This window comes from Rheinheimera sp. KL1 (assembly GCF_001275035.1).
Lineage (GTDB): Bacteria > Pseudomonadota > Gammaproteobacteria > Enterobacterales > Alteromonadaceae > Pararheinheimera > Pararheinheimera tangshanensis.
Genome location: NZ_LAMX01000020.1, coordinates 42832 through 67514, shown reverse-complemented (window position 1 = coordinate 67514; position 24683 = coordinate 42832). Strand labels below are relative to the sequence as shown.

General features: G+C 46.8%; 26 protein-coding genes. 11 read left to right on the top strand and 15 right to left on the bottom strand.

Going from position 1 to position 24683, the window contains the following annotated elements:
- Window positions 1-174: 174 nt before the first annotated feature.
- Genes WH43_RS11630 through WH43_RS11595 form a run of 8 tightly spaced genes read right to left on the bottom strand, consistent with a single transcriptional unit; the run spans window position 175 to window position 6657 of the window.
- Window positions 175-2016, bottom strand: coding sequence for a DUF885 domain-containing protein (locus tag WH43_RS11630; protein WP_053424773.1), 1842 nt, complete (start codon window positions 2014-2016; stop codon window positions 175-177).
- A gap of 40 nt (window positions 2017-2056) precedes the next feature.
- Window positions 2057-3223 carry a radical SAM family heme chaperone HemW gene (gene hemW, locus WH43_RS11625; protein ID WP_286049690.1) on the bottom strand — a complete coding sequence of 389 codons (1167 nt, stop codon included), beginning with the start codon at window positions 3221-3223 and terminating at the stop codon, window positions 2057-2059.
- Complete coding sequence (rdgB, locus tag WH43_RS11620) at window positions 3223-3837, bottom strand: RdgB/HAM1 family non-canonical purine NTP pyrophosphatase (protein ID WP_053424772.1); 615 nt, start codon at window positions 3835-3837, stop codon at window positions 3223-3225. The genes hemW and rdgB overlap by 1 nt, the downstream gene beginning before the upstream one ends.
- A gap of 54 nt (window positions 3838-3891) precedes the next feature.
- A complete protein-coding gene (locus tag WH43_RS11615; RefSeq protein WP_053424771.1) occupies window positions 3892-4317 on the bottom strand; it encodes a DUF4426 domain-containing protein in 426 nt (141 codons plus the stop codon).
- The gene (locus tag WH43_RS11610) at window positions 4317-4607 is read right to left on the bottom strand and encodes a DUF167 family protein (RefSeq protein ID WP_053424770.1); all 291 of its coding nucleotides are present in this window, start codon (window positions 4605-4607) and stop codon (window positions 4317-4319) included. Before WH43_RS11610 ends, WH43_RS11615 begins: the two co-directional genes overlap by 1 nt.
- On the bottom strand, window positions 4608-5150 hold the full coding sequence (locus WH43_RS11605; RefSeq protein WP_053424769.1) for a YggT family protein: 543 nt from the start codon (window positions 5148-5150) through the stop codon (window positions 4608-4610).
- Window positions 5151-5159: 9 nt separating this feature from the next.
- A complete protein-coding gene (gene proC / locus WH43_RS11600) occupies window positions 5160-5975 on the bottom strand; it encodes a pyrroline-5-carboxylate reductase (RefSeq protein WP_053424768.1) in 816 nt (271 codons plus the stop codon).
- Window positions 5968-6657, bottom strand: coding sequence for a YggS family pyridoxal phosphate-dependent enzyme (locus WH43_RS11595; RefSeq protein WP_053424767.1), 690 nt, complete (start codon window positions 6655-6657; stop codon window positions 5968-5970). The genes proC and WH43_RS11595 overlap by 8 nt, the downstream gene beginning before the upstream one ends.
- 42 nt (window positions 6658-6699) lie before the next feature.
- Between WH43_RS11595 and WH43_RS11590 the strand changes: the two genes are divergently transcribed.
- Window positions 6700-7773, top strand: coding sequence for a type IV pilus twitching motility protein PilT (locus WH43_RS11590; RefSeq protein WP_053424766.1), 1074 nt, complete (start codon window positions 6700-6702; stop codon window positions 7771-7773).
- Between the two features lie 5 nt (window positions 7774-7778).
- Complete coding sequence (locus WH43_RS11585) at window positions 7779-8897, top strand: PilT/PilU family type 4a pilus ATPase (protein WP_053424765.1); 1119 nt, start codon at window positions 7779-7781, stop codon at window positions 8895-8897.
- 48 nt (window positions 8898-8945) lie between these two features.
- Here the strand turns inward: WH43_RS11585 and WH43_RS11580 are convergent, their stop codons facing one another.
- From WH43_RS11580 to metK, 7 genes are all read right to left on the bottom strand, one after another.
- Window positions 8946-9203 (bottom strand): DUF1653 domain-containing protein, encoded by a 258-nt coding sequence (locus WH43_RS11580; protein ID WP_053424764.1) that lies wholly within the window; start codon window positions 9201-9203, stop codon window positions 8946-8948.
- On the bottom strand, window positions 9193-9624 hold the full coding sequence (gene ruvX, locus WH43_RS11575) for a Holliday junction resolvase RuvX (protein ID WP_053424763.1): 432 nt from the start codon (window positions 9622-9624) through the stop codon (window positions 9193-9195). Before ruvX ends, WH43_RS11580 begins: the two co-directional genes overlap by 11 nt.
- Window positions 9624-10181, bottom strand: a complete 558-nt coding sequence (locus tag WH43_RS11570; RefSeq protein ID WP_053424762.1) for a YqgE/AlgH family protein — start codon at window positions 10179-10181, stop codon at window positions 9624-9626. Before WH43_RS11570 ends, ruvX begins: the two co-directional genes overlap by 1 nt.
- Window positions 10182-10190: 9 nt before the next feature.
- Window positions 10191-11153, bottom strand: coding sequence for a glutathione synthase (gene gshB / locus WH43_RS11565; protein WP_053424761.1), 963 nt, complete (start codon window positions 11151-11153; stop codon window positions 10191-10193).
- A gap of 23 nt (window positions 11154-11176) precedes the next feature.
- A complete protein-coding gene (gene rsmE / locus WH43_RS11560; protein ID WP_053424760.1) occupies window positions 11177-11905 on the bottom strand; it encodes a 16S rRNA (uracil(1498)-N(3))-methyltransferase in 729 nt (242 codons plus the stop codon).
- 111 nt (window positions 11906-12016) lie between these two features.
- Window positions 12017-13576 (bottom strand): AbgT family transporter, encoded by a 1560-nt coding sequence (locus WH43_RS11555; RefSeq protein ID WP_053424759.1) that lies wholly within the window; start codon window positions 13574-13576, stop codon window positions 12017-12019.
- Between the two features lie 142 nt (window positions 13577-13718).
- Window positions 13719-14870, bottom strand: a complete 1152-nt coding sequence (gene metK, locus WH43_RS11550; protein WP_053424758.1) for a methionine adenosyltransferase — start codon at window positions 14868-14870, stop codon at window positions 13719-13721.
- 351 nt (window positions 14871-15221) lie between these two features.
- On the opposite strand from metK, the gene tkt reads away from it, so the two are divergent.
- The 9 genes from tkt (at window position 15222) to WH43_RS11505 (ending at window position 24680) form a co-directional block, all read left to right on the top strand.
- On the top strand, window positions 15222-17219 hold the full coding sequence (gene tkt / locus WH43_RS11545; protein WP_053424757.1) for a transketolase: 1998 nt from the start codon (window positions 15222-15224) through the stop codon (window positions 17217-17219).
- 61 nt (window positions 17220-17280) lie between these two features.
- On the top strand, window positions 17281-18294 hold the full coding sequence (gene epd, locus WH43_RS11540; protein WP_053424756.1) for an erythrose-4-phosphate dehydrogenase: 1014 nt from the start codon (window positions 17281-17283) through the stop codon (window positions 18292-18294).
- 51 nt (window positions 18295-18345) lie between these two features.
- The gene (locus WH43_RS11535) at window positions 18346-19524 is read left to right on the top strand and encodes a phosphoglycerate kinase (RefSeq protein ID WP_053424755.1); all 1179 of its coding nucleotides are present in this window, start codon (window positions 18346-18348) and stop codon (window positions 19522-19524) included.
- Window positions 19525-19668: 144 nt separating this feature from the next.
- On the top strand, window positions 19669-20733 hold the full coding sequence (gene fba, locus WH43_RS11530) for a class II fructose-bisphosphate aldolase (protein ID WP_053424754.1): 1065 nt from the start codon (window positions 19669-19671) through the stop codon (window positions 20731-20733).
- 241 nt (window positions 20734-20974) lie between these two features.
- Window positions 20975-21748, top strand: coding sequence for a DUF3450 domain-containing protein (locus WH43_RS11525; protein ID WP_046520841.1), 774 nt, complete (start codon window positions 20975-20977; stop codon window positions 21746-21748).
- A 6-nt stretch (window positions 21749-21754) separates the two neighbouring features.
- Window positions 21755-23119 carry a MotA/TolQ/ExbB proton channel family protein gene (locus WH43_RS11520; protein ID WP_053424753.1) on the top strand — a complete coding sequence of 455 codons (1365 nt, stop codon included), beginning with the start codon at window positions 21755-21757 and terminating at the stop codon, window positions 23117-23119.
- On the top strand, window positions 23119-23643 hold the full coding sequence (locus WH43_RS11515; protein WP_053424752.1) for a MotA/TolQ/ExbB proton channel family protein: 525 nt from the start codon (window positions 23119-23121) through the stop codon (window positions 23641-23643). Before WH43_RS11520 ends, WH43_RS11515 begins: the two co-directional genes overlap by 1 nt.
- Before the next feature lie 13 nt (window positions 23644-23656).
- Window positions 23657-24058, top strand: coding sequence for an ExbD/TolR family protein (locus WH43_RS11510; protein ID WP_053424751.1), 402 nt, complete (start codon window positions 23657-23659; stop codon window positions 24056-24058).
- A gap of 1 nt (window position 24059) precedes the next feature.
- On the top strand, window positions 24060-24680 hold the full coding sequence (locus tag WH43_RS11505; RefSeq protein ID WP_053424750.1) for an energy transducer TonB: 621 nt from the start codon (window positions 24060-24062) through the stop codon (window positions 24678-24680).
- The last annotated feature ends 3 nt before the right edge of the window (window positions 24681-24683 follow it).

Genomic DNA, 24683 nt, shown 5'->3' with positions numbered 1-24683 from the left:
CCATTTTATTGGAAATCTCATCAATGTCATGGTCTTAAATTTGGGGGATAGGTCATTTGATCAATAGCTGGGTGTGGAAACTAGTCGCTTTTGGTGTTGCAGAGGGATTTCAGCAGCTGGCATGCAGCATAAAAAAGGGCGCCATAAGGGGCGCCCTGACTAAAAAAACAACTATTAAGCCGCAGCTTTTGCCGACTGAATATACTGGTCCACTAACTGCTCCAGCACATCCAAAGGCACAGCGCCGTTTTTCAGCACCACATCATGGAATTGGCGGATATCGAATTTATCGCCCAGCGCAGTTTTAGCTTTTTCACGCAGTTCCAACAATTTCAGCATACCCACAGTGTAAGCCGTGGCCTGACCTGGCATCACAATGTAACGTTCGATAGCGTTGACTGCTTCGCCTTTGGAGTTCGGTGTATTGTCGACCAGATACTGAATGGCCTGCTCACGAGTCCATTTTTTGTCGTGTAAGCCGGTGTCGACCACTAAACGGCAGGCGCGCCACAGCTCCATCGCTAAACGGCCGAAATCGGAGTAGGGGTCCTGATACATGCCAATCTCTTTGGGCAAGAACTCAGTGTATAAACCCCAGCCTTCAATATAAGCAGTGTAACCACCAAACTTACGGAACTTAGGTACGTTTTCCAGCTCCTGCGCTATCGCAATTTGCATATGGTGGCCTGGAATACCTTCATGGTAAGCCAAGGCTTCCATCTGATACTTCGGCATACCACTCATGCGGTACAGGTTGGCGTAATAAATACCAGGGCGGCTGCCGTCCATTGAAGGTTGTTCGTAAAAAGCTTTACCAGCAGATTGCTCACGGAATGGCTCGACTGCTTTGACCACCATATCGGCTTTAGGCTTGACGATAAAGAGCTCGTCTAAACGCGATTTCATGGTGTCGATAATACGGGTGGCTTCAGCTAAATAGGCGGCTTTGCCTTCTGCTGTATCCGGATAATAAAATTGTGGGTCGTCGCGCATAAAGGCGAAGAATTGCTGTAAATCACCTTTATAACCAACCTTTTTCATAATGGCTTTCATTTCATCATGAATACGGGCCACTTCAGATAAACCCAGGTTGTGAATTTTTTCTGCGCTGTAGTCGGTGGTGGTAATACGGGCTAAGCGGGTAGCGTAAAACTTATCGCCATCTTTAAAGCGCCAGACACCATCTTCAGTACCGGCTTTTTCTTCTAGCGTGGTTAGTAACTTAATCAGGCTTTCATAAGCGGGTTTTACGCTGCCAATTAAGGCCAACTCCGCTTCTTTGATCAACAAGTCTTTTTCCGCTTGTTCCAGCTTTAATTCCTGCACTTTGCCACGGAAATCGGCCAGTAAAGTGCTGTCGTTGCCGCCGTCAAAAGGCGCGCCGCTGATAATATTGCGGCTGGCACCTATCACATGAGCAAAAACAAATTTCGGTGGTAACACGCCGGCATCAGCCCGAACTTGCAACAGTTGTTCTAACTGTTTGAAGTAAGTGGTGACATTTTTTAAGCGGCCGATATAAGCTTTGGCGTCGCTTTCATCACTGATGCTGTGCTGGTTGATCAACAGTGACGGCACATTGGAGTGGTAGCCATACATTTGATTGACAGGGTAGCTGTATAAGTCCCATTTAGCGTCGTCCAATTCTTCCTGCAAAGACGCAGTAAGTAATTTCACACTCAACTGACGACCGCTGTCCAGGCTTTGCATATTCAGCGCCTGTACTTGAGCCAGCTGTTGTTTGGTTTGCTCCAGCTCTTTATCTCTGTGGGCCTGAGATAAATCATCCCACTGATCGTAATTGGTTTTTAAACCTAAACCCGTTTGGGTTTCCGGGCTATTATCCACTTGCTGCTGGAAAATTTGTTCAAACAGCGCATCGGCTTTTTGGTTTTCAGTCAAAACCACAGTGGCTTCAATCACTTTGCTTTGATCAATTTGAGTAGGGGCTGGTTTACAACCTGCTACTGTGGCAAGGCTTACTGCCAGCGCCAATGCTGAATAACGCAAATACATAGATGAACCTTCATTATTTGTAGTAGTTGGTATAGTTAGTTTAAATAAAAAGCGCCAGCAAATCATTCAGGTAACGTGCACCTTTGGGGCTGATTTGCCAGTGCAATTCTGTGCTGTTAATTAACCCCAGTTGCTCTGCTTTGGCAAGCGCATCTGTCACAGATGTGATGGGCAAACCGGTATAAGCGCTGAAATCCTGTTTAGGACAAGCCTCGAGTAAACGAAAGCGGTTCATAAAAAACTCAAAGGCTCTGTCTTCTGGAGCCACTTCACTAGTTTCGTCCAGATAACCTTTGCTGATATCCATATAGCCTTTGGGGTGTTTAATTTTGACCGGCCTTATAATTTGGCCAGTTTCTGGCACAGTAATTTTGCCATGAGCGCCACAGCCAATACCTAAATAGTCACCATAACGCCAGTAGTTCAGGTTATGCCTGCACTGCAGGCCTGGCTGACTATAAGCGGATATCTCGTATTGACTGTAACCATGTTGTTGTAGCAACTGATGGCCCTGCTCCTGAATATCCCACAAGGCTTCGTCTTCCGGCAGCACAGGCGGGCGTGAGGCAAAAGCGGTATTAGGTTCAATGGTCAGCTGATACCAGGATAAATGTGGTGGTTTTAGATCAATAGCTTGCTGTAAATCCGCCAAAGCGCCTGCGACATCCTGATTCGGCAGGCCATGCATTAAATCCAGATTAAAGCTTTTAAGCGGCAAAGTTGCGGCAAGCTGAGCAGCTTTTATTGCTTCATCGCAATCATGAATACGGCCTAAGGCTTTGAGTTGCTCGGTTTGAAAACTCTGTACGCCTATAGAAAAACGGCTGACACCAGCGGCGACATAAGCGGCAAAACGAGCGGCTTCGACAGTACCTGGGTTAGCCTCCATCGTCACTTCGCAGTCGTCTGTCAGCTGAAGCTCGGTACGCACCCCATCCAAAATAGCCTGAATGCCTTCACCGCTAAAGGTACTGGGGGTGCCGCCGCCAATAAAAATCGAGCTGATGGCGCGACCTTGCACATAGCCCAAGTCCTGGCGTAAATCGGCCAATAAATGGCTGACATATTCCTGCTCAGGTATACCTTGTTTCACCGCATGCGAGTTAAAGTCGCAATAAGGGCATTTTTGAATGCACCAGGGAATATGAATATACAACGCCAGCGGCGGCAGTTGCAGCGCTAAAGGCGATACCGACATAGCAGTCATCAGGCCTGGTCGCCTTTTAATGGTTCACCTTTTAATAAGGACACCAATAAACGTAAAGCTTTGCCTCTGTGACTTAATTGCTTTTTCTGCTCTGAGGTTAATTCTGCGGCCGTGCCTTGGGTATCGTTCGGAAGAAAAATAGGGTCATAACCAAAACCACCGGAGCCTGCCGCTTCAAAGGCAATTTGACCATGCCAGATACCATGGGCTATCACTGGCACTGGGTCGTCCGCATGGCGGACAAAAGCCAATACACAGTGAAACTGAGCTGCACGTTCGCCTTCTGGCACATCTATTAAATCAGCCAGTAACTGCTGCAGGTTTTTTAAATCATTGCCGTGCTCACCGGCATAACGGGCCGAGTAAATGCCAGGTGCGCCGCCTAAAGCGTCTACAGCTAAACCTGAATCGTCGGCAATAGCAGGTAAACCCGTTAAACGACTGGCATGACGGGCTTTAATCAGCGCGTTTTCAATAAAACTTAAGCCATCTTCAATCGCATCTGGCACCTGAAAATCGGATTGCGGCAACACTTGCCAGTCAAAAGGGGCGAGCAGGGCAGATAACTCGGCTAATTTGCCTTTATTGCCAGTGGCTAATACAAGTTTTTGCATAAGGAAACCTTTGAAACGAAAAAGGCTCAGGGATACTGAGCCGTAACAAGAGGATTAATCTATGTAGAAGACCTGAGAAAACTCCAACTTCTGGTTTTCCGTGCCTTGCCAGATATCCAGTTTAAAGTTCAGATGTTTTTGGTCATGCACCGGCACTTGTGCCAGATAATAAATCGCATCCCCTTCTTTGACTTCACGAAACTCAAGTTCAATCTGCTTTTGAGTCAAATCTGTCGCTGTGCCGGAAATACGCACTTGTTGGGCTTTTTGGTCGGTGCTATTGAGTACAGAGATATTCAGCACAGCCTGATATTTGCTGCGCTGTAGCTGGTAACTTTGGGCGATTTTAGCGTCAATCATAGTGCTGTCAAAGGCAATATAATGCACATCCCAGGGCCCCAGAACTTTCTTTTGTTCGGCGTGAACCGGACTTAAAAACAGGCCCAGAACCAGGCTTGCAGCAAGCAGATAGATTTTCATCAGGACTCCAGATAAATTTGTAAGGCGTCAGGCACAGTGCAAGGCGCGACAATACGCCATTTTTTCTGTCGGCTCAGTTCGCCTTTTTCCAGCAGCACCTGACGTTTAGCCACGTCAAAGCTTGATGCCAGAAATTGTTGTAAATGGGCATTGGCTTTGCCATCCACAGGAGGGGCTTTAATCGCCACTTTGATCGCATCGCCATGCAAGCCTAAAAACTGGTCCCGGCTGGCACCTGGCTGCACATGCAATTGCAGCAAAATATCGCCATTGGTCAGCCGGGTTAACATTTAGAAACCACGTAACATATTGCTTAATAAAATCTGGATAAACTGAATGCCCAAAAGCACTACCAGTAAAGATAAATCCAGACCACCCATAGCCGGGATCACTCTGCGCACCGGGCGTAACAATGGCTCTGTCAACTGATGCATCACCAGCTCCACAGGATTACGGCCCTGACTGAACCAGCTCAGTAATGCCCTAATCACTAAAATCCAGAAGGCCAATTGCAGCGCTTCGGTGATCAGCAAAACCAGCGCACTCAATGGCAAGTAGACATAGAGCACCTGACCTAACTGCAACATTTGTACTATCGCCACATGCAGCACACAAATGGCAAAGGCAAAAATCCAACTCGCTGTATCCACAGGGCCCAGACTGGGCAGGAAACGGCGCAGCGGGATGATCACCGGATTGGTGGCTTTGACAATAAACTGGCTAAACGGGTTATAAAAATCGGCTTTAGCACTTTGCAGCCAAATGCGCAGTATCACCACCATCAGATAGAGTTTAATCAGGCTGCTTATCAGAAAAAAGAACGCTTCGGTCATTATGGATCCTTAAAGAGTATTTGCCATTTCTTCAGCTCGGCGTATTGCTGCATACATGGCGTCTTTGACCATGCTTTCAAGCTTATGCTGTTTAAAAGTTTCAATGGCTTCGTGTGTAGTGCCGCCTTTAGAGGTGACTTGCGCACGTAACGCTTCGAAACTAAGTTCGGACTGATTCGCCATAGTAGCAGCGCCTAACGCAGTTTGGGCCACCATAGCTTTGGCTTGTGCCTCATCAAAGCCGAGCTCCAGCGCCACTTGTTGCATCGCCTGCATAAAATAGAAAAAGTAGGCTGGTGCGCTGCCTGTCACGGCAATAATAGCGTTGATATCCTGTTCTTTTTCCAGCCAGACTGTTTTACCTGTACCCGCAAACAGCTTTTCAGCAAAAGATTGCTCGTACACTGAGCAGCGGCTTGGGAATAAACCTGTCACACCTAAGCCCACCAAAGCAGGAGTATTCGGCATAGCGCGGATAATACGCACCTGGCCCAGCAACTGCTCAAAACGCTCGACAGAAATACCTGCTGCGACAGAGATAAACAGCTTTTCCTGAGACTCTGGCGCTTGTTCTATGATCTGCTGACAAACTTCAGCCATCATTTGAGGCTTTACCGCCAGCACTATGACATCGGCTTTAGTCACAGCTTCCATATTGTCTGTGGTGGTTTCAATCTTGTACTGGCTTTTTAAGGCCTTTAGTTTTTCGGCATTACGATTGGCAGCAATAATATTTTCAGCAGGATAACCCTGCTTTATCATGCCGCCGATAATGCATTGCGCCATATTGCCTGCGCCTATAAATGCGACCGTGTTATCAATCATGCGTCTGTTTTTCCCGGGCTCCAAAAATGGCCGTGCCTAATCTTATCATAGTAGAACCAAAGCGCAGAGCCTCTTGCCAGTCATCTGACATGCCCATGGAGAGTTCTTTCGCATCAGGATGTTGCTGTTGCAATTGCAGTGACAGCTTTTGCATCTGCTCGAAGGCTTGTGCGCCTTTGCCAGGCTCTGGAATAGCCATTAAACCTTTGAGTTGAAGCTGCGGTAATTGTGCGACAGCGTCAGCCAGCTGCAACAATTCGTCGGGCTTTATGCCGGATTTGGATTCTTCGCCGCTGATATTCACTTGCAATAGCACCTGCAGCGGCGCTTTATCCAAGGGACGCTGCGCTGATAAACGTTCGGCAATTTTTAAACGTTCAACACTGTGCACCCAGTCCGCGTATTGGGCTATGTCTTTGGTTTTATTTGACTGAATAGGACCAATAAAATGCCACTCTATACCATCAAGCTGCTGTAACTCTGTCGCTTTACTCACCAGTTCCTGTACATAATTTTCGCCGAAGGCGCGTTGTCCTGCCTGGTAGGCTTGTGCCACAGAGGCAGCAGCTTTGGTTTTACTGACCGCAATCAGGCGGCTTTGTTGGTTTAATTGCTGTTTTGTCTGAAATTCTGTGATGGCGTTGTAGGCTGAATTCAACGCTTCTGCTATGTTGTTTGTCATATCAACTCTGTTCTTCGCCTTTGCTTTGGAGTGCTTTTCATCATGGATATTACCGAATTACTCGCCTTTAGTGTGCAACATAAAGCCTCGGACTTGCATTTATCCGCTGGAGTACCGCCACTGATCCGGGTCGATGGTGATGTACGACGGTTAAATATACCTGCTTTGGATCATAAAGCCGTGCACGCTTTGGTGTACGACATTATGAATGACCGTCAGCGTAAAGAGTACGAAGAAAAGCTCGAATCCGATTTTTCTTTTGAAGTTCCGGGCTTAGCCCGTTTTCGTGTCAACGCTTTTGTGCAAAACCGCGGCGCTGCGGCTGTGTTTCGTACTATCCCAAGTGACGTATTAAGCCTTGAAGATTTACATGCTCCGGAGGTATTTCGCAGTATTTCCGATAACCCTCGTGGGCTGGTGCTGGTCACAGGCCCGACAGGCTCGGGTAAATCGACCACGCTGGCGGCTATGATTGACTACATCAATACCACTAAAAACCACCATATTTTGACCATCGAAGATCCGATTGAATTTGTACACCAGAATAAACTCAGTTTAATTAACCAGCGTGAAGTGCACAGGGATACCCATAGTTTCAGTAATGCGTTGCGCTCCGCGCTGCGTGAAGACCCGGATGTGATTTTGGTGGGCGAATTACGGGATCTGGAAACTATTCGTCTGGCGATGACTGCCGCTGAAACAGGCCATTTGGTGTTTGGTACTTTGCACACTACCTCAGCACCCAAAACCATAGACAGGATTATCGACGTCTTTCCTGGTGATGAAAAATCCATGGTGCGCTCTATGTTGTCAGAATCTTTAAGAGCGGTCATTTCCCAGTCTCTGCTGAAGAAAAATGGCGGTGGCAGGGTGGCTGCGCACGAAATTATGCTAGGGATCCCTGCGATTCGTAACCTCATTCGCGAAGACAAAATTGCGCAGATGTATTCAGTGATCCAGACAGGGGCCGCTCATGGCATGCAAACCATGGATCAATGTTTGATTAATCTGGTCAACCGCGGCGTGATCAGTCAAAAAGATGCCTTGGCCAAAGCGCAGGATAAAAATTCCTTTAATAGCATGGGGACTATGAGCGGCATGGGGCGGATGGGGTGACAGCGATGGGCTTAATTGACTATTTACATAAAATGGTAGCTGCTGGTGCTTCGGATTTATTTATCACTGCAGGACTTGCTGCTTCAGCCAAAATTAATGGCGAGATGCTGCCTATCGCTGACCAGGTGCTGAACTCAGAGCAGTCACTTGCACTGGTGCTCTCCGCGATGACGCCAAAACAACAAGCCCAATTTCAGCAAGAAAAAGAATGTAACTTTGCTATCGCCAATGAAGCGGGTCGTTTTCGTATTTCCGCCTTTTGGCAGCGGGATCAGGCTGGCATGGTGGTGCGTCGTATCATCACCACTATTCCAAAAGCGGAGGATTTAGGTCTGCCACCTGTATTAAAAGAAATTATTATGTCCAAACGTGGGCTGGTACTTTTTGTCGGTGGTACAGGTGCTGGTAAATCTACCTCTTTAGCTGCTTTGCTGGGGTATAGGAATCAGAATGCCCGGGGTCATATTTTAACTATCGAAGATCCTATTGAATTTGTGCACGATCACCAAAAAAGTCTGGTGACGCAGCGTGAAGTAGGCATAGATACAGAATCTTTTGAAGCGGCGCTGAAAAGCTCGTTACGCCAGGCGCCTGATGTGATACTGATAGGTGAAATTCGTAGTCAGGACACCATGGAATACGCCTTGTCTTTTGCTGAAACCGGTCATTTATGTATCGCGACTTTACACGCGAACAACGCCAATCAAGCGATAGACCGCATTATGCATTTAGTGCCTAAAGAAAAACACGGCAAGCTGCTGTTTGATTTATCGTTGAATTTACGCGCCATAGTAGCGCAACAACTGGTACCTACTGTCGATGGTAAAAAACGAGTAGCCGCTATCGAAGTGCTACTCAATTCGCCACTGATTGCTGATTTAATCAAACGCGGTGAGATAGGCGAAATCAAAGCTGTGATGAGTAAATCGAGAGAACTGGGTATGCAAACCTTTGATCAGGCGCTGTACGATTTGTACAAAGCAGGCCAAATCAGCCACGCCGATGCGCTGCATTATGCCGATTCACCCAACGATTTACGCTTGATGATGAAACTGCAGGAAGGTAGCTCTGGAGCTGGCTTATTGTCTGGTGTGACAGTGGCGGGTTTGACGGATAATGATTAATTGAGTGGCTAGCAAAAGGCGCAAAGATTTGAGCTCTGCGCCTTGCCATCATAGAGCTATTGTTGGTGGTAAAGTACCGAGTTCAACTGGGGCTTGTTCAGAGACAAAACTAAAACGCGGTACCAGTTCGCCAGCCACTTCAACATTGCTGATAAACATCTCCAAAGGCCGCACCCACAAACCAAAGTCACCGTATAAAGCGCGGTAGAGGACCAGTTCTTCATCGGTTTCGCTGTGACGCACCACAGACAGCACCTGATACAAAGGCCCTTTGTAATGACGGTAGAAGCCGGTTTTAATCGCCATAAGCGCCGCCATTTTCAAACCAGCTTTCTAAAATCAGTTTGGCTGACAAGCTATCCACCAGTTCTTTGCTTAGTTTTTTAAAACCACCTTCAGCAAAAAGCTGTGAACGGGCATCGACCGTCGTTAGACGCTCGTCCTGAGTTTTGACTTGCAGGCCATAACGGCCATGCAGGCGATTCACAAACTTATGTACCCGAGCCGTGAAGGGCTGTTCTGTGCCGTCCATATTCAAGGGTAAACCTACCACTAAAAGTTGAGGTTGCCATTCTTTAATTAAAGCTTCGATGAGATCCCAGTTTGGGATACCATCCTGAGCTTTTAAGGCTTTGAGCATAGTGGCTGTGCCTGTCATGCTTTGACCTACGGCCACACCTATACTTTTTAAACCGTAGTCAAAAGCTAATACCGTTACACTGCTCATCAGGCGTGACCTGCTTCTGGGCTGAGTTGCCAGACTTCAATACCCATGGCATGAGCTGCGCCTTGCCATTTTTCGGCATGGCTCATTTCAAAAATGATGTTGTTGTCGGCCGGGATCATCAGCCAGCTGTTTTCAGCCATTTCTTTTTCCAGTTGCCCAGCGCTCCAGCCGGCATAGCCCAAAGCCAGAATAAACTTTTCTGGCGCATCTTCTGTCGTGAGTTTCTCTAAAATATCCCGTGAGGTCGTAACCATCAGGTCGTTGTTTAACCTCATACTACTGGTGTAGCCTTCTTTGGGAGTATGCAACACAAAACCTCTGTCACTTTGCACCGGACCACCAGCACAGACATGAGCTTTGGCCGCAGCGCTTTCTGTATCATGTTCAATCTGCAACTGACTCAATAGTTCTGTGACTTTGACGGGCATAGGATGATTGATAACGATACCCATAGCCCCTTCAGCATTGTGCTCACAAATGTAAGTTACACTGCGTTTAAACATCGGGTCATCAAGACCTGGCATCGCAATCAATAAATGATTCTGAAAATTGTCCATAGTACCGCCTTAGGACTGTTGCTGCTTCTGCTTTAACAGTAGTTCAATCTGGTCAAATAACATGCCTGTGATGCTGACCGGAAAAGCTGCTTCAATTTCTCTGATGCAGGTTGGGCTGGTGACATTAATTTCAGTCAGTCGGTCACCAATAATATCAAGACCAACAAAAATCAGACCTTTGGCCTTTAACGTAGGACCTACGGCACGAGCTATAGCCCAGTCAGTTTCGCTTAAAGGGCGGGCTTCACCACGACCACCGGCGGCTAAATTACCGCGGGTTTCACCGCTAGCCGGAATTCGCGCTAAACAATAGGGTACAGGTTCGCCGTTGACGACCAGTACACGTTTATCTCCGTCTTTAATTTCCGGGATAAAGCGCTGCGCCATGGCATAACGACTGCCGTGTTCTGTCAGAGTTTCAATAATAACACTGACGTTGGCATCCTCTGGTTTTAAGCGGAAAATGGAGGCGCCGCCCATGCCATCCAGCGGTTTTAAGATCACGTCCTGTTCTTGCTGGTAAAAGGCTTTTAAGCGAGCCGCATCGCGGGTGACCAGAGTTTTTGGCGTATGCTGTGCAAACCAGCTGGTGTAGAGCTTTTCGTTGGCATCACGCAAACTTTGTGGTTTGTTGACAATCAAGGTGCCTTCGTCTTCAGCTCTTTCCAGAATATAAGTAGCGTAGATAAACTCAGTATCAAAAGGTGGGTCTTTACGCATCAGGATCACGTCTAAATCGGACAGAGCTATATCCTGAGTGCCACCAAAGTCATACCAATGTTCACCGTTCTGCTGAACGGACAATAAACGGGTGCGGGCTCGGGCCTGACCTTCGATTAAATACAGGTCATTCATTTCCATGTAATGCAGCTGATAACCCCGTGACTGAGCCTGTAATAACATGGCAAAACTGGAGTCTTTTTTGATATTGATGTCCGCGATCGGATCCATCACTATGCCTAATTTAATCATCTTTACTCCTGTTTGTGATTGGCTCAGGCCAGATCACCAAATTGTAACTGTAATGCACTAATGGCTGTTAAAGCTGCAGTTTCTGTACGTAGCACTCGCGGCCCTAACCGAACCGCCATAAAACCTGCGTCTTTGGTTTGGGCTACTTCGGCATCGGTAAAACCGCCTTCAGGGCCTATCACTAAACGAATAGCTTGACTGCCAGCAATGGTCTTAATGGAGTCTGAAGTCCATGGATCCAAGGTCAGCTTCAAATCTTTTGTCTCTTGTGCCAGCCATTTGGTCAGTTGAATTGCCGTATGAACCAGGGGCACCACACTACGTCCGGATTGCTCGCAGGCTGCTATCGCTATTTTTTGCCACTGCTCTGTACGTTTAGCCAAACGCTCAGCATCCAATTTAACCCCACAACGTTCGGTAAACAGCGGAGTGATTTCAGTCACGCCAAGCTCCACTGCTTTTTGAATGACAAAATCCATGCGGTCACCACGGGAAATGCCCTGACCTAAATGCAGTTTAAGCGGAGACTCTACCGGATTATCGGTGGAGCTAATGGCTTTGACCAGCAGCTGTTTTTTTTCAACGGCAGTGATCAGAGCCTGATAATTCTGGCCGTCTCCATTAAATAAGCACAACTCGTCACCTGCCTGCATCCGTAATACACGGCCTATATGATTGGCACCGTCTTCGGCAAGGGCAAATTCCTGCTGTAGCGGGATACTGCCAGCTTGGTAAATTCTGGGAATACGCATAACTATAGCTTCTTAAGCGTTTGAGAAAGTGTGTATGGTAACAGGCAAAAGCGGGGCTGGGTATGGCTGGTGACGCAACAATCTGCTTCACCAGCCATTAAAAACGCTGGTTTAAGGGGCTGGGTAGACGTAACTGGCACCAATACCTAAAGGTAAACCCAACATCCAGTACAAAATCAGAAAGCTGGTCCAGCACAGCAGCAACGCCACTGAATAAGGCAACATCAGCGCCACTAAAGTACCAATACCTGTAGATTTCACATATTTCTGGCAAAACACCACGATCAATGGGAAGTACGGCATTAAAGGCGTAATGATGTTGGTGGACGAGTCACCGACACGGTAGGCCGCCTGGGTTAAATCCGGTGAAACACCCAGCTGCATCAACATTGGCACTAATACAGCTCCAATCAGCGCCCATTTAGCAGAAGCTGAACCTATCAGTAAATTCACAGTTGCGGTTAGCAGCACTAAACCTATCAGGTTTACCGCCATAGGGAATGCCATTTCCTGCAAATAGTTCGCGCCTTTAATTGCCAGTAAAGCACCTAAGTTGGATTGACCAAAAGCGAAAATAAATTGAGCACAGAAAAATGCCATGACGATGTAGTAACCCATACCGCTCATGGCTTTGGTCATACCTTGCACTACATCTTTATGCGTTTTTACTTTGCCTGAAACATAACCGTAGACTATGCCGGGGAGCAGGAAAAATACAAAAATAAGTCCGACGATAGACTGCATCAGCGGCGCTGAGGCTGAGGTGAGTTCACCTGTACTGGCTCGCCAGGCTGAGTTTTCAGGCCAAACTACAGCTACTAAAGCAGCGGCAGCGATCAGCATAGAGAGCAAAGCATAACGTAAGCCTTTGCGCTCGTTATCGTTTAATGCTTCCATCGAAGGGAGTTGCTCCGGGTCACCATCCACTTTGGTTTGCTGCAGGCGTGGTTCGACAAATTTATCGGTCAGCACCCAACCTACAATCACAATCAGCAGCACTGAGGCTGTGGTGAAGTAATAGTTATTTAGTGGGTTAATCACCAGGCTAGCGGCGGCAGGATCGGCCGATAAACGGGCTGAGGCTTGAGTTAAACCGGCCAACAAAGGGTCTAAACTGGACGGTACAAATAAAGTGGCGGCAAAACCACCAGAGACACCGGCAAAAGCTGCGGCGATACCCGCTAAAGGATGACGGCCGGCAGCATAAAAAATCACGGCACCCAGTGGGATAACTAAGACGTAACCCGCATCTACAGCTACATGACTTAAAACGCCTACAGCAATAAGAACTGGTGTCAGCAGACGTTTTGACGTGACCGCTAAGATACTGCGAAGGCCAGCGTTGATAAAACCTGTGTACTCAGCGACCCCTAAACCTAACATAGCAACCAGCACTACACCTAAAGGCGGGAAGTTGACAAAAGTGCTCACCATTTTCGCCATAAAATCAGCAAAAGCCGCACCCTCCAACAGATTTTTTACCTGAAAAGGCTGGCCTGTCCGTGGGTCTATATCTGTGAAGGTCACACCTGACAAAGCCCAGGATAAGCCCCAGACAAAAAACATCAGTAAAGCAAATAAGATGGCAGGGTCGGGCAGTTTATTACCAATTCGCTCTATGGCATTAAGGCTGCGATTGAGCCAGGAAGTTTTTACGGCACTAGACGTCATGGATACTCCGTGTGGTTGTTTTAGTCATCTGCTGTGACTGTTTTTTATAGTTTTTACCTTATCTTGCTTTGACAAAACCGTAAATAGCCAAAAGGAGAGCAACGCTCTCCTTTTCGGTTTTTCTATAAGCTAAAACAAAAACTTAGATTTTTGCTTCAGAGCGCAGTATTTCTGCTTTGTCGGTGTTTTCCCATGGGAATTCGTTACGACCGAAGTGACCGTAGGCTGCTGTTGCGCGGTAAATCGGGCGCTCTAACTGCAACATCTGGATCAGGCCATAAGGACGTAAGTCGAAGTGACGACGGATCAGCGCTATCAGTTGATCTTCGCTTAATTTACTGGTGCCAAAAGTTTCAACACTGATAGACGTAGGTTCAGCCACGCCTATAGCATAAGACACCTGAATCTCACAACGCTCAGCTAAACCAGCCGCTACAATGTTTTTTGCCACATAACGAGCGGCATAAGCAGCAGAGCGGTCCACTTTTGAAGGGTCTTTACCAGAGAAAGCACCACCACCGTGACGCGCCATACCACCGTAACTATCGACGATGATTTTGCGGCCTGTTAAACCGCAATCACCCATAGGACCGCCAATCACAAAACGACCTGTTGGGTTAATAAAGAACTTGGTTTTATTGCTCAACCATTCTGTTGGTAACACTGGTTTGATAATGTGTTCCATCACAGCTTCACGTAAGTCTGCTGTAGAAATGGTGTCGCAGTGCTGAGTCGATAAAACGACAGCATCTATGCCCACTGGCTTGCCATTTTCGTAGACAAAGCTCAGCTGAGACTTGGCATCAGGACGCAACCAGCTCAATGTACCGTCTTTACGTACTTTAGCTTGCTGCTGCACTAAACGGTGAGAGTAAGTGATAGGAGCTGGCATTAATACGTCAGTTTCGTTGCTGGCATAACCAAACATTAACCCCTGATCGCCCGCACCTTGTTCACTTGGATCTTTTTTATCTACGCCCTGATTGATATCTGGCGACTGCTTACCAATAGCGCTTAATACTGCACAGGAATTAGCATCAAAACCCATATCGGAATGTACGTAACCAATATCACGGATCGTGTTGCGAGTGAGTTCTTCGATATCGACCCAGGCTGAGGTAGTAATTTCGCCACCTACTAACACCATGCCTGTTTTTACGAAGGTTTCGCACGCAACACGGGCTTTTGGATCTTGTTCTAAAATTGCATCCAACACTGCATCAGAGATCTGATCAGCGATTTTATCCGGATGTCCTTCAGAAACAGATTCAGAGGTAAAAATGTGTTGTGCCATTTACGTATTCCACATGTTGGTTGTTATCGCGCCTGGGCGCTGTAATTTGGGGCGGCTATTTTAGTGAAAGGCGAAGGTCATTGCCAGAACTTTCTGCCGCCCGGACGTCTTTAATGCTAAAGCTTGTTAATGTATCGTCCAAAGGTCTGAAAACTTTGCTTTGCCGTGGATTAAAATTTGCGATTTGGTCGACGCTCTGTGAAAATAAGCCCAACTTTGCCGTATCCATGTAAAAACAGTGTTCACCCGCTTAGCCGCCAATCGAATAAAGACAAAAAGAGCAGAGCAAGAGTACGGGGAACCCCATCCCTTGGATCAAAGTCATATAAAGTCAATCAAGCAGGAGAGAAGATGCCATCTCGTAAACAACTCGCTAATGCCATTCGTGCATTGAGTATGGATGCAGTGCAAAAAGCGAAATCAGGTCACCCGGGCGCCCCTATGGGCATGGCAGACATTGCTGAAGTATTGTGGCGCGATTATCTGATTCACAATCCACAAGACCCAAGCTGGGCCAATCGTGACCGCTTTGTGTTGTCTAATGGCCATGGTTCTATGCTGTTGTATTCTCTGTTGCATCTCTCTGGCTATGATTTAGGCATTGAAGATTTAAAGCAATTCCGTCAATTACACTCCCGTACTCCTGGTCACCCTGAATATGGTTACGCACCAGGTGTTGAAACCACAACCGGACCTTTAGGGCAGGGCATTACCAATGCTGTAGGCATGGCGATTGCTGAAAAAGCCTTAGCGGCTCAGTTTAATAAGCCTGGCCACGATGTGGTTGATCACTACACCTACGCCTTTTTAGGTGATGGCTGCTTGATGGAGGGGGTATCGCACGAAGCCTGTTCACTGGCCGGTACTTTAGGTTTAGGTAAACTGATTGCGTTTTGGGATGACAACGGTATTTCTATCGATGGTCATGTTGAAGGCTGGTTCACTGACAATACACCTGCGCGCTTTGAAGCTTACGGCTGGCATGTGATTGCAGGTGTCGATGGTCACGACTCTTCTGCTATTGCTGCTGCCATTGAACAAGGCAAGTCTGTTACAGACAAACCTACTTTAATTTGCTGCAAAACCATTATCGGTTATGGTTCACCGAATAAATCGGGTTCACACGACTGCCACGGCGCGCCTTTAGGTGATGCTGAAATTGCGGCTGCGCGTGAATATTTAGGCTGGGAGCATGCTCCTTTTGTCATTCCACAAGATATCTATCAAGAGTGGGATGGCAAAACCAAAGGTGCATCGGCTCAGCAAAGCTGGAATGAAAAATTTGCGGCTTATGCCAAAGCTTACCCTGAACTGGCGGCTGAATTTAAACGCCGTATGGCCGGTGATTTACCCGCAGACTGGGCAGAAAAATCAGCAGCTTACATTCAACATTTGCAGGATAACCCTCAATCTATCGCCACCCGTAAAGCTTCTCAGAACAGCTTAAATGCTTTTGGTCCTTTGTTGCCTGAGTTATTAGGTGGTTCAGCTGACCTGGCAGGCTCGAACCTGACGATTTGGTCTGGTTCTAAAGGCGTGACTGCAGAAGATGCCAGCGGTAACTACCTGTATTACGGTGTGCGCGAGTTTGGTATGTCTGCGATGATGAACGGTATAGCCCTACACGGTGGTTTTATCCCGTACGGCGCGACTTTCCTGATGTTTATGGAATACGCCCGCAACGCAGTGCGTATGGCCGCTTTGATGAAACAGCGGGTTATTTTCGTTTACACCCACGATTCTATTGGTTTAGGTGAAGATGGCCCAACGCATCAACCTGTTGAGCAACTCGCTTCGCTGCGTGTGACACCAAACCTGATGAACTGGCGTCCTTGTGATGCAGTGGAATCTGCTGTGGCATGGCAGGCCGCTATTGAACGCACCGAAGGCCCTAGTACATTAATTTTCACCCGTCAGAATTTGGTGCAACAGCCTCGTACAGCGCAGCAACTGGCTGATGTGCGTAAAGGCGGTTATGTATTGTTAGATTCTGTTGGTACGCCAGAACTTATTCTGATCGCTACGGGTTCTGAAGTAGAGCTGGCCGTGCAGGCCTGTCATCAGTTAACTGCTGCAGGGCGTAAAGTTCGGGTTGTGTCTGTGCCTTCCACCGATGTATTTGAAGCTCAAAGCGCTGCTTACCGTGAAGCCGTATTGCCAGCCGCAGTGACCAAACGTGTTGCTGTCGAAGCTGGTATTAAAGATAGCTGGTACAAGTATGTTGGTTTGACCGGAAAAATCATTGGTATGGACAGTTTTGGCGAGTCGGCTCCGGCTGAACAGCTGTTTGAACACTTTGGCATTACCACGGCAGCCGTCGTTGCAGCTGCCAACGAGTTATTCGCGTAATAATGAAAGGGGCCTGGTGGCCCCTCTTTTTAATCAGTAAACCTCTGAAGATTGGGTAATAATGACCATTAAAGTGGCAATTAACGGCTTTGGCCGTATCGGTCGGAATATTCTGCGCGCTGTTTACGAGTGTGGTTTAACAGAGCAGGTTCAGGTGGTTGCTATTAATGAATTAGCGGATGCTAAAGGTATCGCTCATTTATTAAAATATGACACCTCGCATGGTCGTTTTGGTTTTCCTGTGGAGTTAAAGAAACAAGGTTTAGTGGTCAATGGCGATGTCATCGCTTTATTCTGCCAGGCCGATCCTGCGCAATTACCCTGGCAAGAATTAGAGGTTGATGTAGTGCTGGAATGCACTGGTGTGTTTCATAGCCGTGCCGATGCACAACTGCATTTAGATGCAGGTGCAAAAAAAGTATTGTTTTCACATCCTGCAGATGCCGATATTGATGCCACAGTCATTTTTGGCATTAACCAGCATTTGCTGACCGATGAGATGACAGTAGTCTCTGCTGGCTCTTGCACCACCAACTGCATTGTGCCGGTCATTCAGGTGTTGGATCAGCACTTTGGTGTGGAGAGCGGCACCATTACCACTATTCACGCCTCTATGAATGATCAGCAGGTTATAGATGCTTATCACACGGATTTACGGCGTACCAGGGCTGCCAGTCAGTCTATTATTCCGGTCGATACTAAGTTAGCCCGCGGTATTGAGCGCATCATGCCGCATTTAGCCGGGCGTTTTGAAGCCATTGCTGTGCGTGTGCCAACAGTGAATGTAACCGCCATGGATTTAAGTGTGACTCTGCATCAGGATGTGGATGTCACTCAAATCAATCAGGTCTTAGAGCGCGCAAGGGCAGGGGCACTGACAGGTATTCTGGATTACACCGAAGAGCCGCTGGTATCAGTTGACTTTAATCATGATGCGCACTCCTGCATTGTCGATGGCTCGCAAACCCGGGTCAGCCATAAACGTTTAGTCAAATGTTTGGTTTGGTGTGACAACGAATGGGGGTTTGCCAACAGAATGCTCGATACAAGCCGCGCAATGATGCGGTTTGTCTGAATTATTATTTAAATAAATACTAAAAAATTACTCAAATCACAGGAGTCTGGTATGTCAGTAATTAAGATGGCCGATATCGATTTAACAGGGAAGCGGGTGTTGATCCGTGAAGATTTAAATGTGCCAGTGAAAAACGGCAAAGTGACTTCAGATGCCCGTTTAAAAGCAGCCATACCTACTATTGAGTTAGCGCTGAAAAAAGGTGGCAAAGTGATGGTATGTTCACACTTAGGTCGCCCTGATGAAGGTGTGTACGCTGAAGAGTTTTCTATGGCGCCTGTGGTGGAGTATTTAAACGCGGCTTTATCTGTGCCTGTGCGTTTAGTCAAAGAGTACCTGGACGGTGTAGAAGTCAATGCCGGTGAAGTGGTGGTCTTTGAAAACGTGCGTTTTAACAAAGGCGAAGGCAAAAACGATGAAAGCTTGTCAAAAAAGCTGGCCGCTTTGTGTGATGTGTTTGTGATGGACGCTTTTGGTACGGCTCACCGTGCTCAGGCCACTACTCATGGTGTTGCGAAGTTTGCACCTGTTGCCTGCGCTGGGCCTTTATTGGCCGCCGAATTAGATGCCTTGGCTGCAGCGTTGAAAAATCCAAAACGTCCATTGGTCGCCATAGTGGGTGGTTCAAAAGTTTCTACGAAGCTGACTGTACTGGAATCCTTGTCCGGTATCGTGGATCAGCTGATTGTGGGTGGTGGCATTGCCAATACTTTTATTGCCGCTCAGGGCTATCAGGTCGGTAAATCTCTGGTTGAGACCGATCTTATTCCTGAAGCGAAACGTTTGATGGCGCAAGCCAAAGCCAATGGTGGCTCTATTCCTGTACCTACCGATGTAGTGACGGGTAAAGCTTTTGCCGAAGATACACCGGCAACCACTAAGTCAGTTGCCGATATCAGTGCCGATGATATGGTGTTTGATATAGGCCCTGACAGCAGTGCTGCACTGGTCGATATTCTGAAAAATGCCGGCACTATTGTCTGGAACGGCCCTGTGGGTGTATTTGAATTTGCATCCTTTGAACAAGGAACTAAAGCGTTGGCTTTAGCGATAGCCGACAGTCAGGCATTTTCTATTGCCGGTGGTGGCGATACCTTAGCTGCTATTGATAAATACGAGTTAGCCGACAAGATTTCCTATATTTCAACCGGTGGCGGTGCATTTCTGGAGTTTCTTGAAGGTAAAACTTTACCAGCAGTGGAAATTTTGGAACAACGAGCCAAAGCCTGACACTAAAGCTGTTAGATTACAATTCACTACAAAAATCTAAAAGAGAACGGCCGCAGGTTCTGTATAACTAAAGATCACCTCAGGTGACAACAGAGCCCGCGTTTTTAAATACAACCCTTACCCTACACAAAGAGAGAGGATCTCATGGCTCTGATTTCAATGCGCCAAATGCTGGACCACGCTGCCGAGTTTGGTTATGCAGTACCAGCTTTTAACGTGAATAACTTAGAACAAATGCGTGCCATTATGCTGGCCGCTGATGCAACGGATAGCCCTGTTATAGTGCAGGCCTCTGCCGGGGCGCGTAAATATGCCGGTGCCCCGTTTCTGCGTCATTTAATTTTGGCAGCAGTGGAAGAATTCCCGCATATACCTGTGGTCATGCATCAGGATCACGGAACCTCAGCGGCGGTATGCCAACAAGCGATTCAGTTAGGCTTCTCATCTGTGATGATGGATGGTTCTTTAGGTACTGATGGCAAAACACCGATGGATTATGACTACAATGCCGATATAACGCGCCGTGTTGTAGATATGGCGCATGCTTGTGGTGTTTCGGTCGAGGGCGAATTAGGTTGTTTAGGCTCGCTTGAAACGGGAGCGGCCGGGGAAGAAGACGGGATTGGCGCAGATTGTATTTTGAGTCATGACCAGATGCTAACGGATCCGGAAGAAGCTGCACAGTTTGTAAAAGCAACGGGTGTAGATGCGCTGGCTATTGCTTGTGGTACTTCACATGGTGCTTATAAGTTCAGTCGTCCACCTACAGGTGACATTCTGGCGATTGATCGCATCAAAGATATTCATGCCCGCATCCCGGATACTCACCTGGTGATGCACGGTTCATCTTCGGTACCTCAAGAGTGGTTAGCTATCATCAACGAATACGGTGGTGCTATCCCTGAAACTTATGGGGTGCCTGTAGAACAAATTCAGGAAGGGATCAAATTTGGCGTGCGTAAGATCAATATAGACACTGACTTACGTTTAGCCTCAACAGGCGCTATTCGTCGCTACATGGCGAAAAACCCTGCCGAATTTGATCCACGTAAGTATTTGCAGGAATCAGTCAAAGCTATGACTGAAATTTGTAAAGATCGTTATCTGGCTTTCGGTACTGCCGGTAATGCATCAAAAATAAAAGCCATTTCTCTTGAGCAAATGGTCAAGCTGTATGAGTCGGGGAAGTTAACACCGAACATTAAATAAGCAAAAATTTTAATGGAATATTAATACGGGAAGGCGCCCGGTTTTGCTTAAGAAAAAATGGGTCTAAACCGTCGTTAAATTGCAACAAAACTGTCATCGTTGACCGTCGTTGTTATATTGACAATACGCCAGTTTGCTGCAATGATGCGGGCGGTTTACCCTTTAACCGGGTTATCTTTTGTTACAAAAAATAACCTTTCAAAAACAGGTTACGTTAATCAGCAATTATTGGTTGGGAACTATGTCTAACAATAACATTCGTAAGAGTCTGGTTGCTTCTGCTCTGTTTGGAGCATTCGCATTGGCCAGCACCTCAGTAGCAGCAGATCCACTGGTAGAACTGCAGAAAGCGGGTCAGCAAAATATCCGCGCTTCAGTTCAATCTCAGGAAAAAATTAACAACATTTTTGACCAAAGTCAGGAATTATTGGCTGAGTACCGTCAATTAGTTGAACAAACTGAAAACTTAAAAGTTTACAACGACCACGTTGCTAAATTGGTTGCCGATCAAAACGCATCTCTGTCTTCTCTTGATAAACAAATTGGTACTATCGAAGGTACTAAGCAAGGTATCGTTCCTCTGATGTATCGTATGGTTGATACCTTAGAAGCCTTTATCAAAGCGGATATGCCTATCGACCTGAACAATCGTTTAGCTCGTATTGAGCGTTTACGTTCAGTGTTAGGTAACTCAGCGGTTAACACTTCTGAAATGTACCGTTTGGTGATCGAAGCTTACCAAGTTGAAAAAGATTTAGGTACAGCTCTGGTGACTTACACAGACAAACTGGCTGTTGATGGCAGCGAAATTACCGTGAACTACGTATACGTAGGTCGCGTTGCCTTACTGGCTCAATCTCTGGATGAAAAACAAGCCTGGATGTTCAACAGAACTACAGGTCAGTGGGAAGCTCTGGGTCAAGAATACCTGGAATCTACCAAGTTAGCGATTCGTGTTGCGGGTAAACAAGCAGCCCCAGAATTGTTAAAACTTCCAGTGTTAGCAGCGGAGTAAGCATAAATGAAGAAAGTTTTTAAAGGTTTAGTAATTGCAGCTGTGGTAACTATGTCTGCAGGCGTATGCTTAACTGCAGCAGCAGATACAGCCAAGCTGGATCAATTATTAGAGCAAGTCAAAAAATCACGTACTGCTGAAGGCAAAATCAATCAGCAACGTGAGCAAGAGTTTTTATCTGACCGTGCTGACAAGCAAGCCCTGTTGAACAGAGCGAAAGCTGAGTTTGCAGCTGAAGAAGCTCGTGGCAAGTCTTTGACTCAACAATTTGCTGATAACGAAGGCAAATTAGCTGCGAAAGAAGCTGAATTAATTGCTGCTCAGGGTACTTTAGGTGAAATGTTCGGTATCGTTCGTGGTGCTGCAACTGAAACCATTGGTTCTATCGCAACTTCTAACATCAGTGCTCAGTACAAAGGCCGTGAAGAACTGCTGAAAAAGCTGGCTGAAGCCAAAGAGATTCCAGAAATCAAAGAACTGGAAGAACTGTGGATTGCTCTGCAAACTGAAATGACTGAGTCTGCCAAAGTAGCTAAGTTTGAAGGCAACGTTGTTGGTTTAGATGGTAACGGTGCTCAGGCTTCTGTGACTCGTATTGGTGCATTCAACCTGATTTCTGACGGTGGTTATTTAGTGTTTAACGCTGACACTCAGGAAATGCAACCTCTGGTTAAACAACCTGAGTCTTACATTGTTGCCGATGCTGAAGCATTCAAAAACGCAGCAGCTGGTACTTTGATGCCTGTTTATGTTGACCCAACTGGTGGTAACTTGCTGCGTCTGAAAACTCAGGAAGCTACTTTAGAAGAACAGTTCCACCAGGGTGGTACTCCAGGTTATGTAATCACTGCGTTATTGATCATTGGTCTGTTAATTAGTGCTATTCGTTATGTAGCTCTGACTTCTGCAGCATCAAAAATCAATGCTCAGCTGAAAAACTTAGCTAACCCAAGTGCCAATAACCCGTTAGGTCGTATCCTGAAAGTTTACCACGACAATAAATCTGTTGACGTTGAAAACTTAGAGCTGAAACTGGACGAAGCCATTATGCGTGAAACTCCGGACATCGAAAAAGGTATCGGTATCCTGAAGTTAATCGCTGCTGTTGGTCCTTTATTAGGTCTGTTAGGTACAGTTATCGGTATGATCGGTGCGTTCCAGGTTATTACCTTACACGGTACTGGTGACCCGAAAATTATGGCTGGCCAGATTTCAATGGCGTTAGTAACAACTGTTCAAGGTCTGTTATGTGCTCTGCCATTACTGTTTATCCACTCTATGTTACAAACGAAGTCTAACTCAATTCTGCACATCCTGGATGAGCAAAGCGCTGGTATCATCGCTGCTCATGCGGAGAAGGAGAAAGCGTAATGCATAGCCTGATAGAGCTTTGGGAATCTGTCAGGGATTTTATCGCTACCGGCGGCGATGTTCTTTATGTTGTCGCCTTCGTGCTCTTCATCATGTGGGTATTGATCATAGAGCGCTTCTGGTTTATCAGTCGGGAATATCCAGCTCTGCGTAATAGAATTATTACAGACTGGAATGCCCGGGTTGATACAACCTCTTGGTATGCGCATAAAATTCGTGATGCGTGGGTGTCTGAGGCATCTACCAAACTGAACGAGCGGATCAATGTAATCAAAACTTTGGTTGCTGTATGTCCGATGGTCGGTTTGTTAGGTACTGTGACTGGTATGATCGCCGTTTTCGAAATTATGGCGGTGCAAGGTACTGGTAACCCAAGACTGATGGCAGCTGGTATTTCAATGGCAACAATCCCAACTATGGCTGGTATGGTTGCGTGTTTATCAGGTGTATTTGTAACGTCCAAATTGGAAGGTAAGGTAAAGTCAGCGGTTCATGAGTTAGCTGACAACATGCCTCATCATTGATAGAGAGTAATTTATGGCACGTAAAATTAGACGTGAAGCCGAAGAGGCAGCAATCGATTTAACGCCAATGTTGGACGTTGTATTTATCATGCTGATCTTCTTTATCGTGACGACCTCGTTCGTTAAAGAAGCTGGTATTGATGTAAACCGTCCTAAAGCGGCGAAAGCTCAATCTAAGCCGTCAGCCACTATCTTTATTGCAATCCGTGCAAACGGTGAGATTTGGATGGATAAACGTGCTGTAGACGTTGAGCGTGTTGGTGCAACAGTTGAAAAGCTGTTAGCTGAATCGCCAACAGATACAGTAATCATCCAAGCAGATAAAGAAGCTAAGCATGGTGTTGTGGTTTCAGTAATGGACCAAATCAAGCTGGCTGGTATCGATAAGATTTCGATCGCTGCGGAGAACAAGTAATATGGTAAGGTTATTACTATCACTGGTAGTTGGTGCGGTAATAACGTTTTTCCTGTATGTGTTGATGGCATTCCTTATAGGTGGGGATGATACGTTCACCAATGCTAAAAAGGAACAAATCGTTATTGAAATTAACTCGACGCCGCCTGAGTCTAAAGCTCAGACTCGTGTTCGGGTGCCGCCACCACCACCACCACCGCCGCCAGAGCCTCCGAAGGCTCCGGTTGCTGAACCAGAATCAACCGACACTGGTGGTTCTATAGGTTTTAACCTGCCGTCAGTAGACGTAGGTGGTGCCAGTACAGGATTAGGCGATCCGTCTTCAGCAATGATGCGTGATGGCGATGCGACTCCAATAGTACGTATTGAACCAAAATACCCGGTACAGGCTGCTCGTGATGGCTTGCAGGGTTGGGTAAAAATGCGTTTCACTATTCTGGAAGATGGCAGCGTTGGTGACGTGACAGTTGTGGAAGCAGAACCTAAACGTGTATTTGACCGTGAAGCGATTCGTGCACTGAAACGCTGGAAATATTCACCAAAAGTGGTCGATGGTAAAGCAGTTCAGCAACCAGGTATTATGGTTCAACTGGACTTCTCACTAGACCAGTCTGGAGGTTAACAC

What these genes read in the sequence shown, in the direction of transcription:
- WH43_RS11630 (WP_053424773.1), bottom strand. Translation starts at nt 2,016, where the DNA reads ATGTATTTGCGTTATTCAGCATTGGCGCTGGCAGTAAGCCTTGCCACA.
- hemW (WP_286049690.1), bottom strand. Translation starts at nt 3,223, where the DNA reads ATGACTGCTATGTCGGTATCGCCTTTAGCGCTGCAACTGCCGCCGCTG.
- rdgB (WP_053424772.1), bottom strand. Translation starts at nt 3,837, where the DNA reads ATGCAAAAACTTGTATTAGCCACTGGCAATAAAGGCAAATTAGCCGAG.
- WH43_RS11615 (WP_053424771.1), bottom strand. Translation starts at nt 4,317, where the DNA reads ATGAAAATCTATCTGCTTGCTGCAAGCCTGGTTCTGGGCCTGTTTTTA.
- WH43_RS11610 (WP_053424770.1), bottom strand. Translation starts at nt 4,607, where the DNA reads ATGTTAACCCGGCTGACCAATGGCGATATTTTGCTGCAATTGCATGTG.
- WH43_RS11605 (WP_053424769.1), bottom strand. Translation starts at nt 5,150, where the DNA reads ATGACCGAAGCGTTCTTTTTTCTGATAAGCAGCCTGATTAAACTCTAT.
- proC (WP_053424768.1), bottom strand. Translation starts at nt 5,975, where the DNA reads ATGATTGATAACACGGTCGCATTTATAGGCGCAGGCAATATGGCGCAA.
- WH43_RS11595 (WP_053424767.1), bottom strand. Translation starts at nt 6,657, where the DNA reads ATGACAAACAACATAGCAGAAGCGTTGAATTCAGCCTACAACGCCATC.
- WH43_RS11590 (WP_053424766.1), top strand. Translation starts at nt 6,700, where the DNA reads ATGGATATTACCGAATTACTCGCCTTTAGTGTGCAACATAAAGCCTCG.
- WH43_RS11585 (WP_053424765.1), top strand. Translation starts at nt 7,779, where the DNA reads ATGGGCTTAATTGACTATTTACATAAAATGGTAGCTGCTGGTGCTTCG.
- WH43_RS11580 (WP_053424764.1), bottom strand. Translation starts at nt 9,203, where the DNA reads ATGGCGATTAAAACCGGCTTCTACCGTCATTACAAAGGGCCTTTGTAT.
- ruvX (WP_053424763.1), bottom strand. Translation starts at nt 9,624, where the DNA reads ATGAGCAGTGTAACGGTATTAGCTTTTGACTACGGTTTAAAAAGTATA.
- WH43_RS11570 (WP_053424762.1), bottom strand. Translation starts at nt 10,181, where the DNA reads ATGGACAATTTTCAGAATCATTTATTGATTGCGATGCCAGGTCTTGAT.
- gshB (WP_053424761.1), bottom strand. Translation starts at nt 11,153, where the DNA reads ATGATTAAATTAGGCATAGTGATGGATCCGATCGCGGACATCAATATC.
- rsmE (WP_053424760.1), bottom strand. Translation starts at nt 11,905, where the DNA reads ATGCGTATTCCCAGAATTTACCAAGCTGGCAGTATCCCGCTACAGCAG.
- WH43_RS11555 (WP_053424759.1), bottom strand. Translation starts at nt 13,576, where the DNA reads ATGACGTCTAGTGCCGTAAAAACTTCCTGGCTCAATCGCAGCCTTAAT.
- metK (WP_053424758.1), bottom strand. Translation starts at nt 14,870, where the DNA reads ATGGCACAACACATTTTTACCTCTGAATCTGTTTCTGAAGGACATCCG.
- tkt (WP_053424757.1), top strand. Translation starts at nt 15,222, where the DNA reads ATGCCATCTCGTAAACAACTCGCTAATGCCATTCGTGCATTGAGTATG.
- epd (WP_053424756.1), top strand. Translation starts at nt 17,281, where the DNA reads ATGACCATTAAAGTGGCAATTAACGGCTTTGGCCGTATCGGTCGGAAT.
- WH43_RS11535 (WP_053424755.1), top strand. Translation starts at nt 18,346, where the DNA reads ATGTCAGTAATTAAGATGGCCGATATCGATTTAACAGGGAAGCGGGTG.
- fba (WP_053424754.1), top strand. Translation starts at nt 19,669, where the DNA reads ATGGCTCTGATTTCAATGCGCCAAATGCTGGACCACGCTGCCGAGTTT.
- WH43_RS11525 (WP_046520841.1), top strand. Translation starts at nt 20,975, where the DNA reads ATGTCTAACAATAACATTCGTAAGAGTCTGGTTGCTTCTGCTCTGTTT.
- WH43_RS11520 (WP_053424753.1), top strand. Translation starts at nt 21,755, where the DNA reads ATGAAGAAAGTTTTTAAAGGTTTAGTAATTGCAGCTGTGGTAACTATG.
- WH43_RS11515 (WP_053424752.1), top strand. Translation starts at nt 23,119, where the DNA reads ATGCATAGCCTGATAGAGCTTTGGGAATCTGTCAGGGATTTTATCGCT.
- WH43_RS11510 (WP_053424751.1), top strand. Translation starts at nt 23,657, where the DNA reads ATGGCACGTAAAATTAGACGTGAAGCCGAAGAGGCAGCAATCGATTTA.
- WH43_RS11505 (WP_053424750.1), top strand. Translation starts at nt 24,060, where the DNA reads ATGGTAAGGTTATTACTATCACTGGTAGTTGGTGCGGTAATAACGTTT.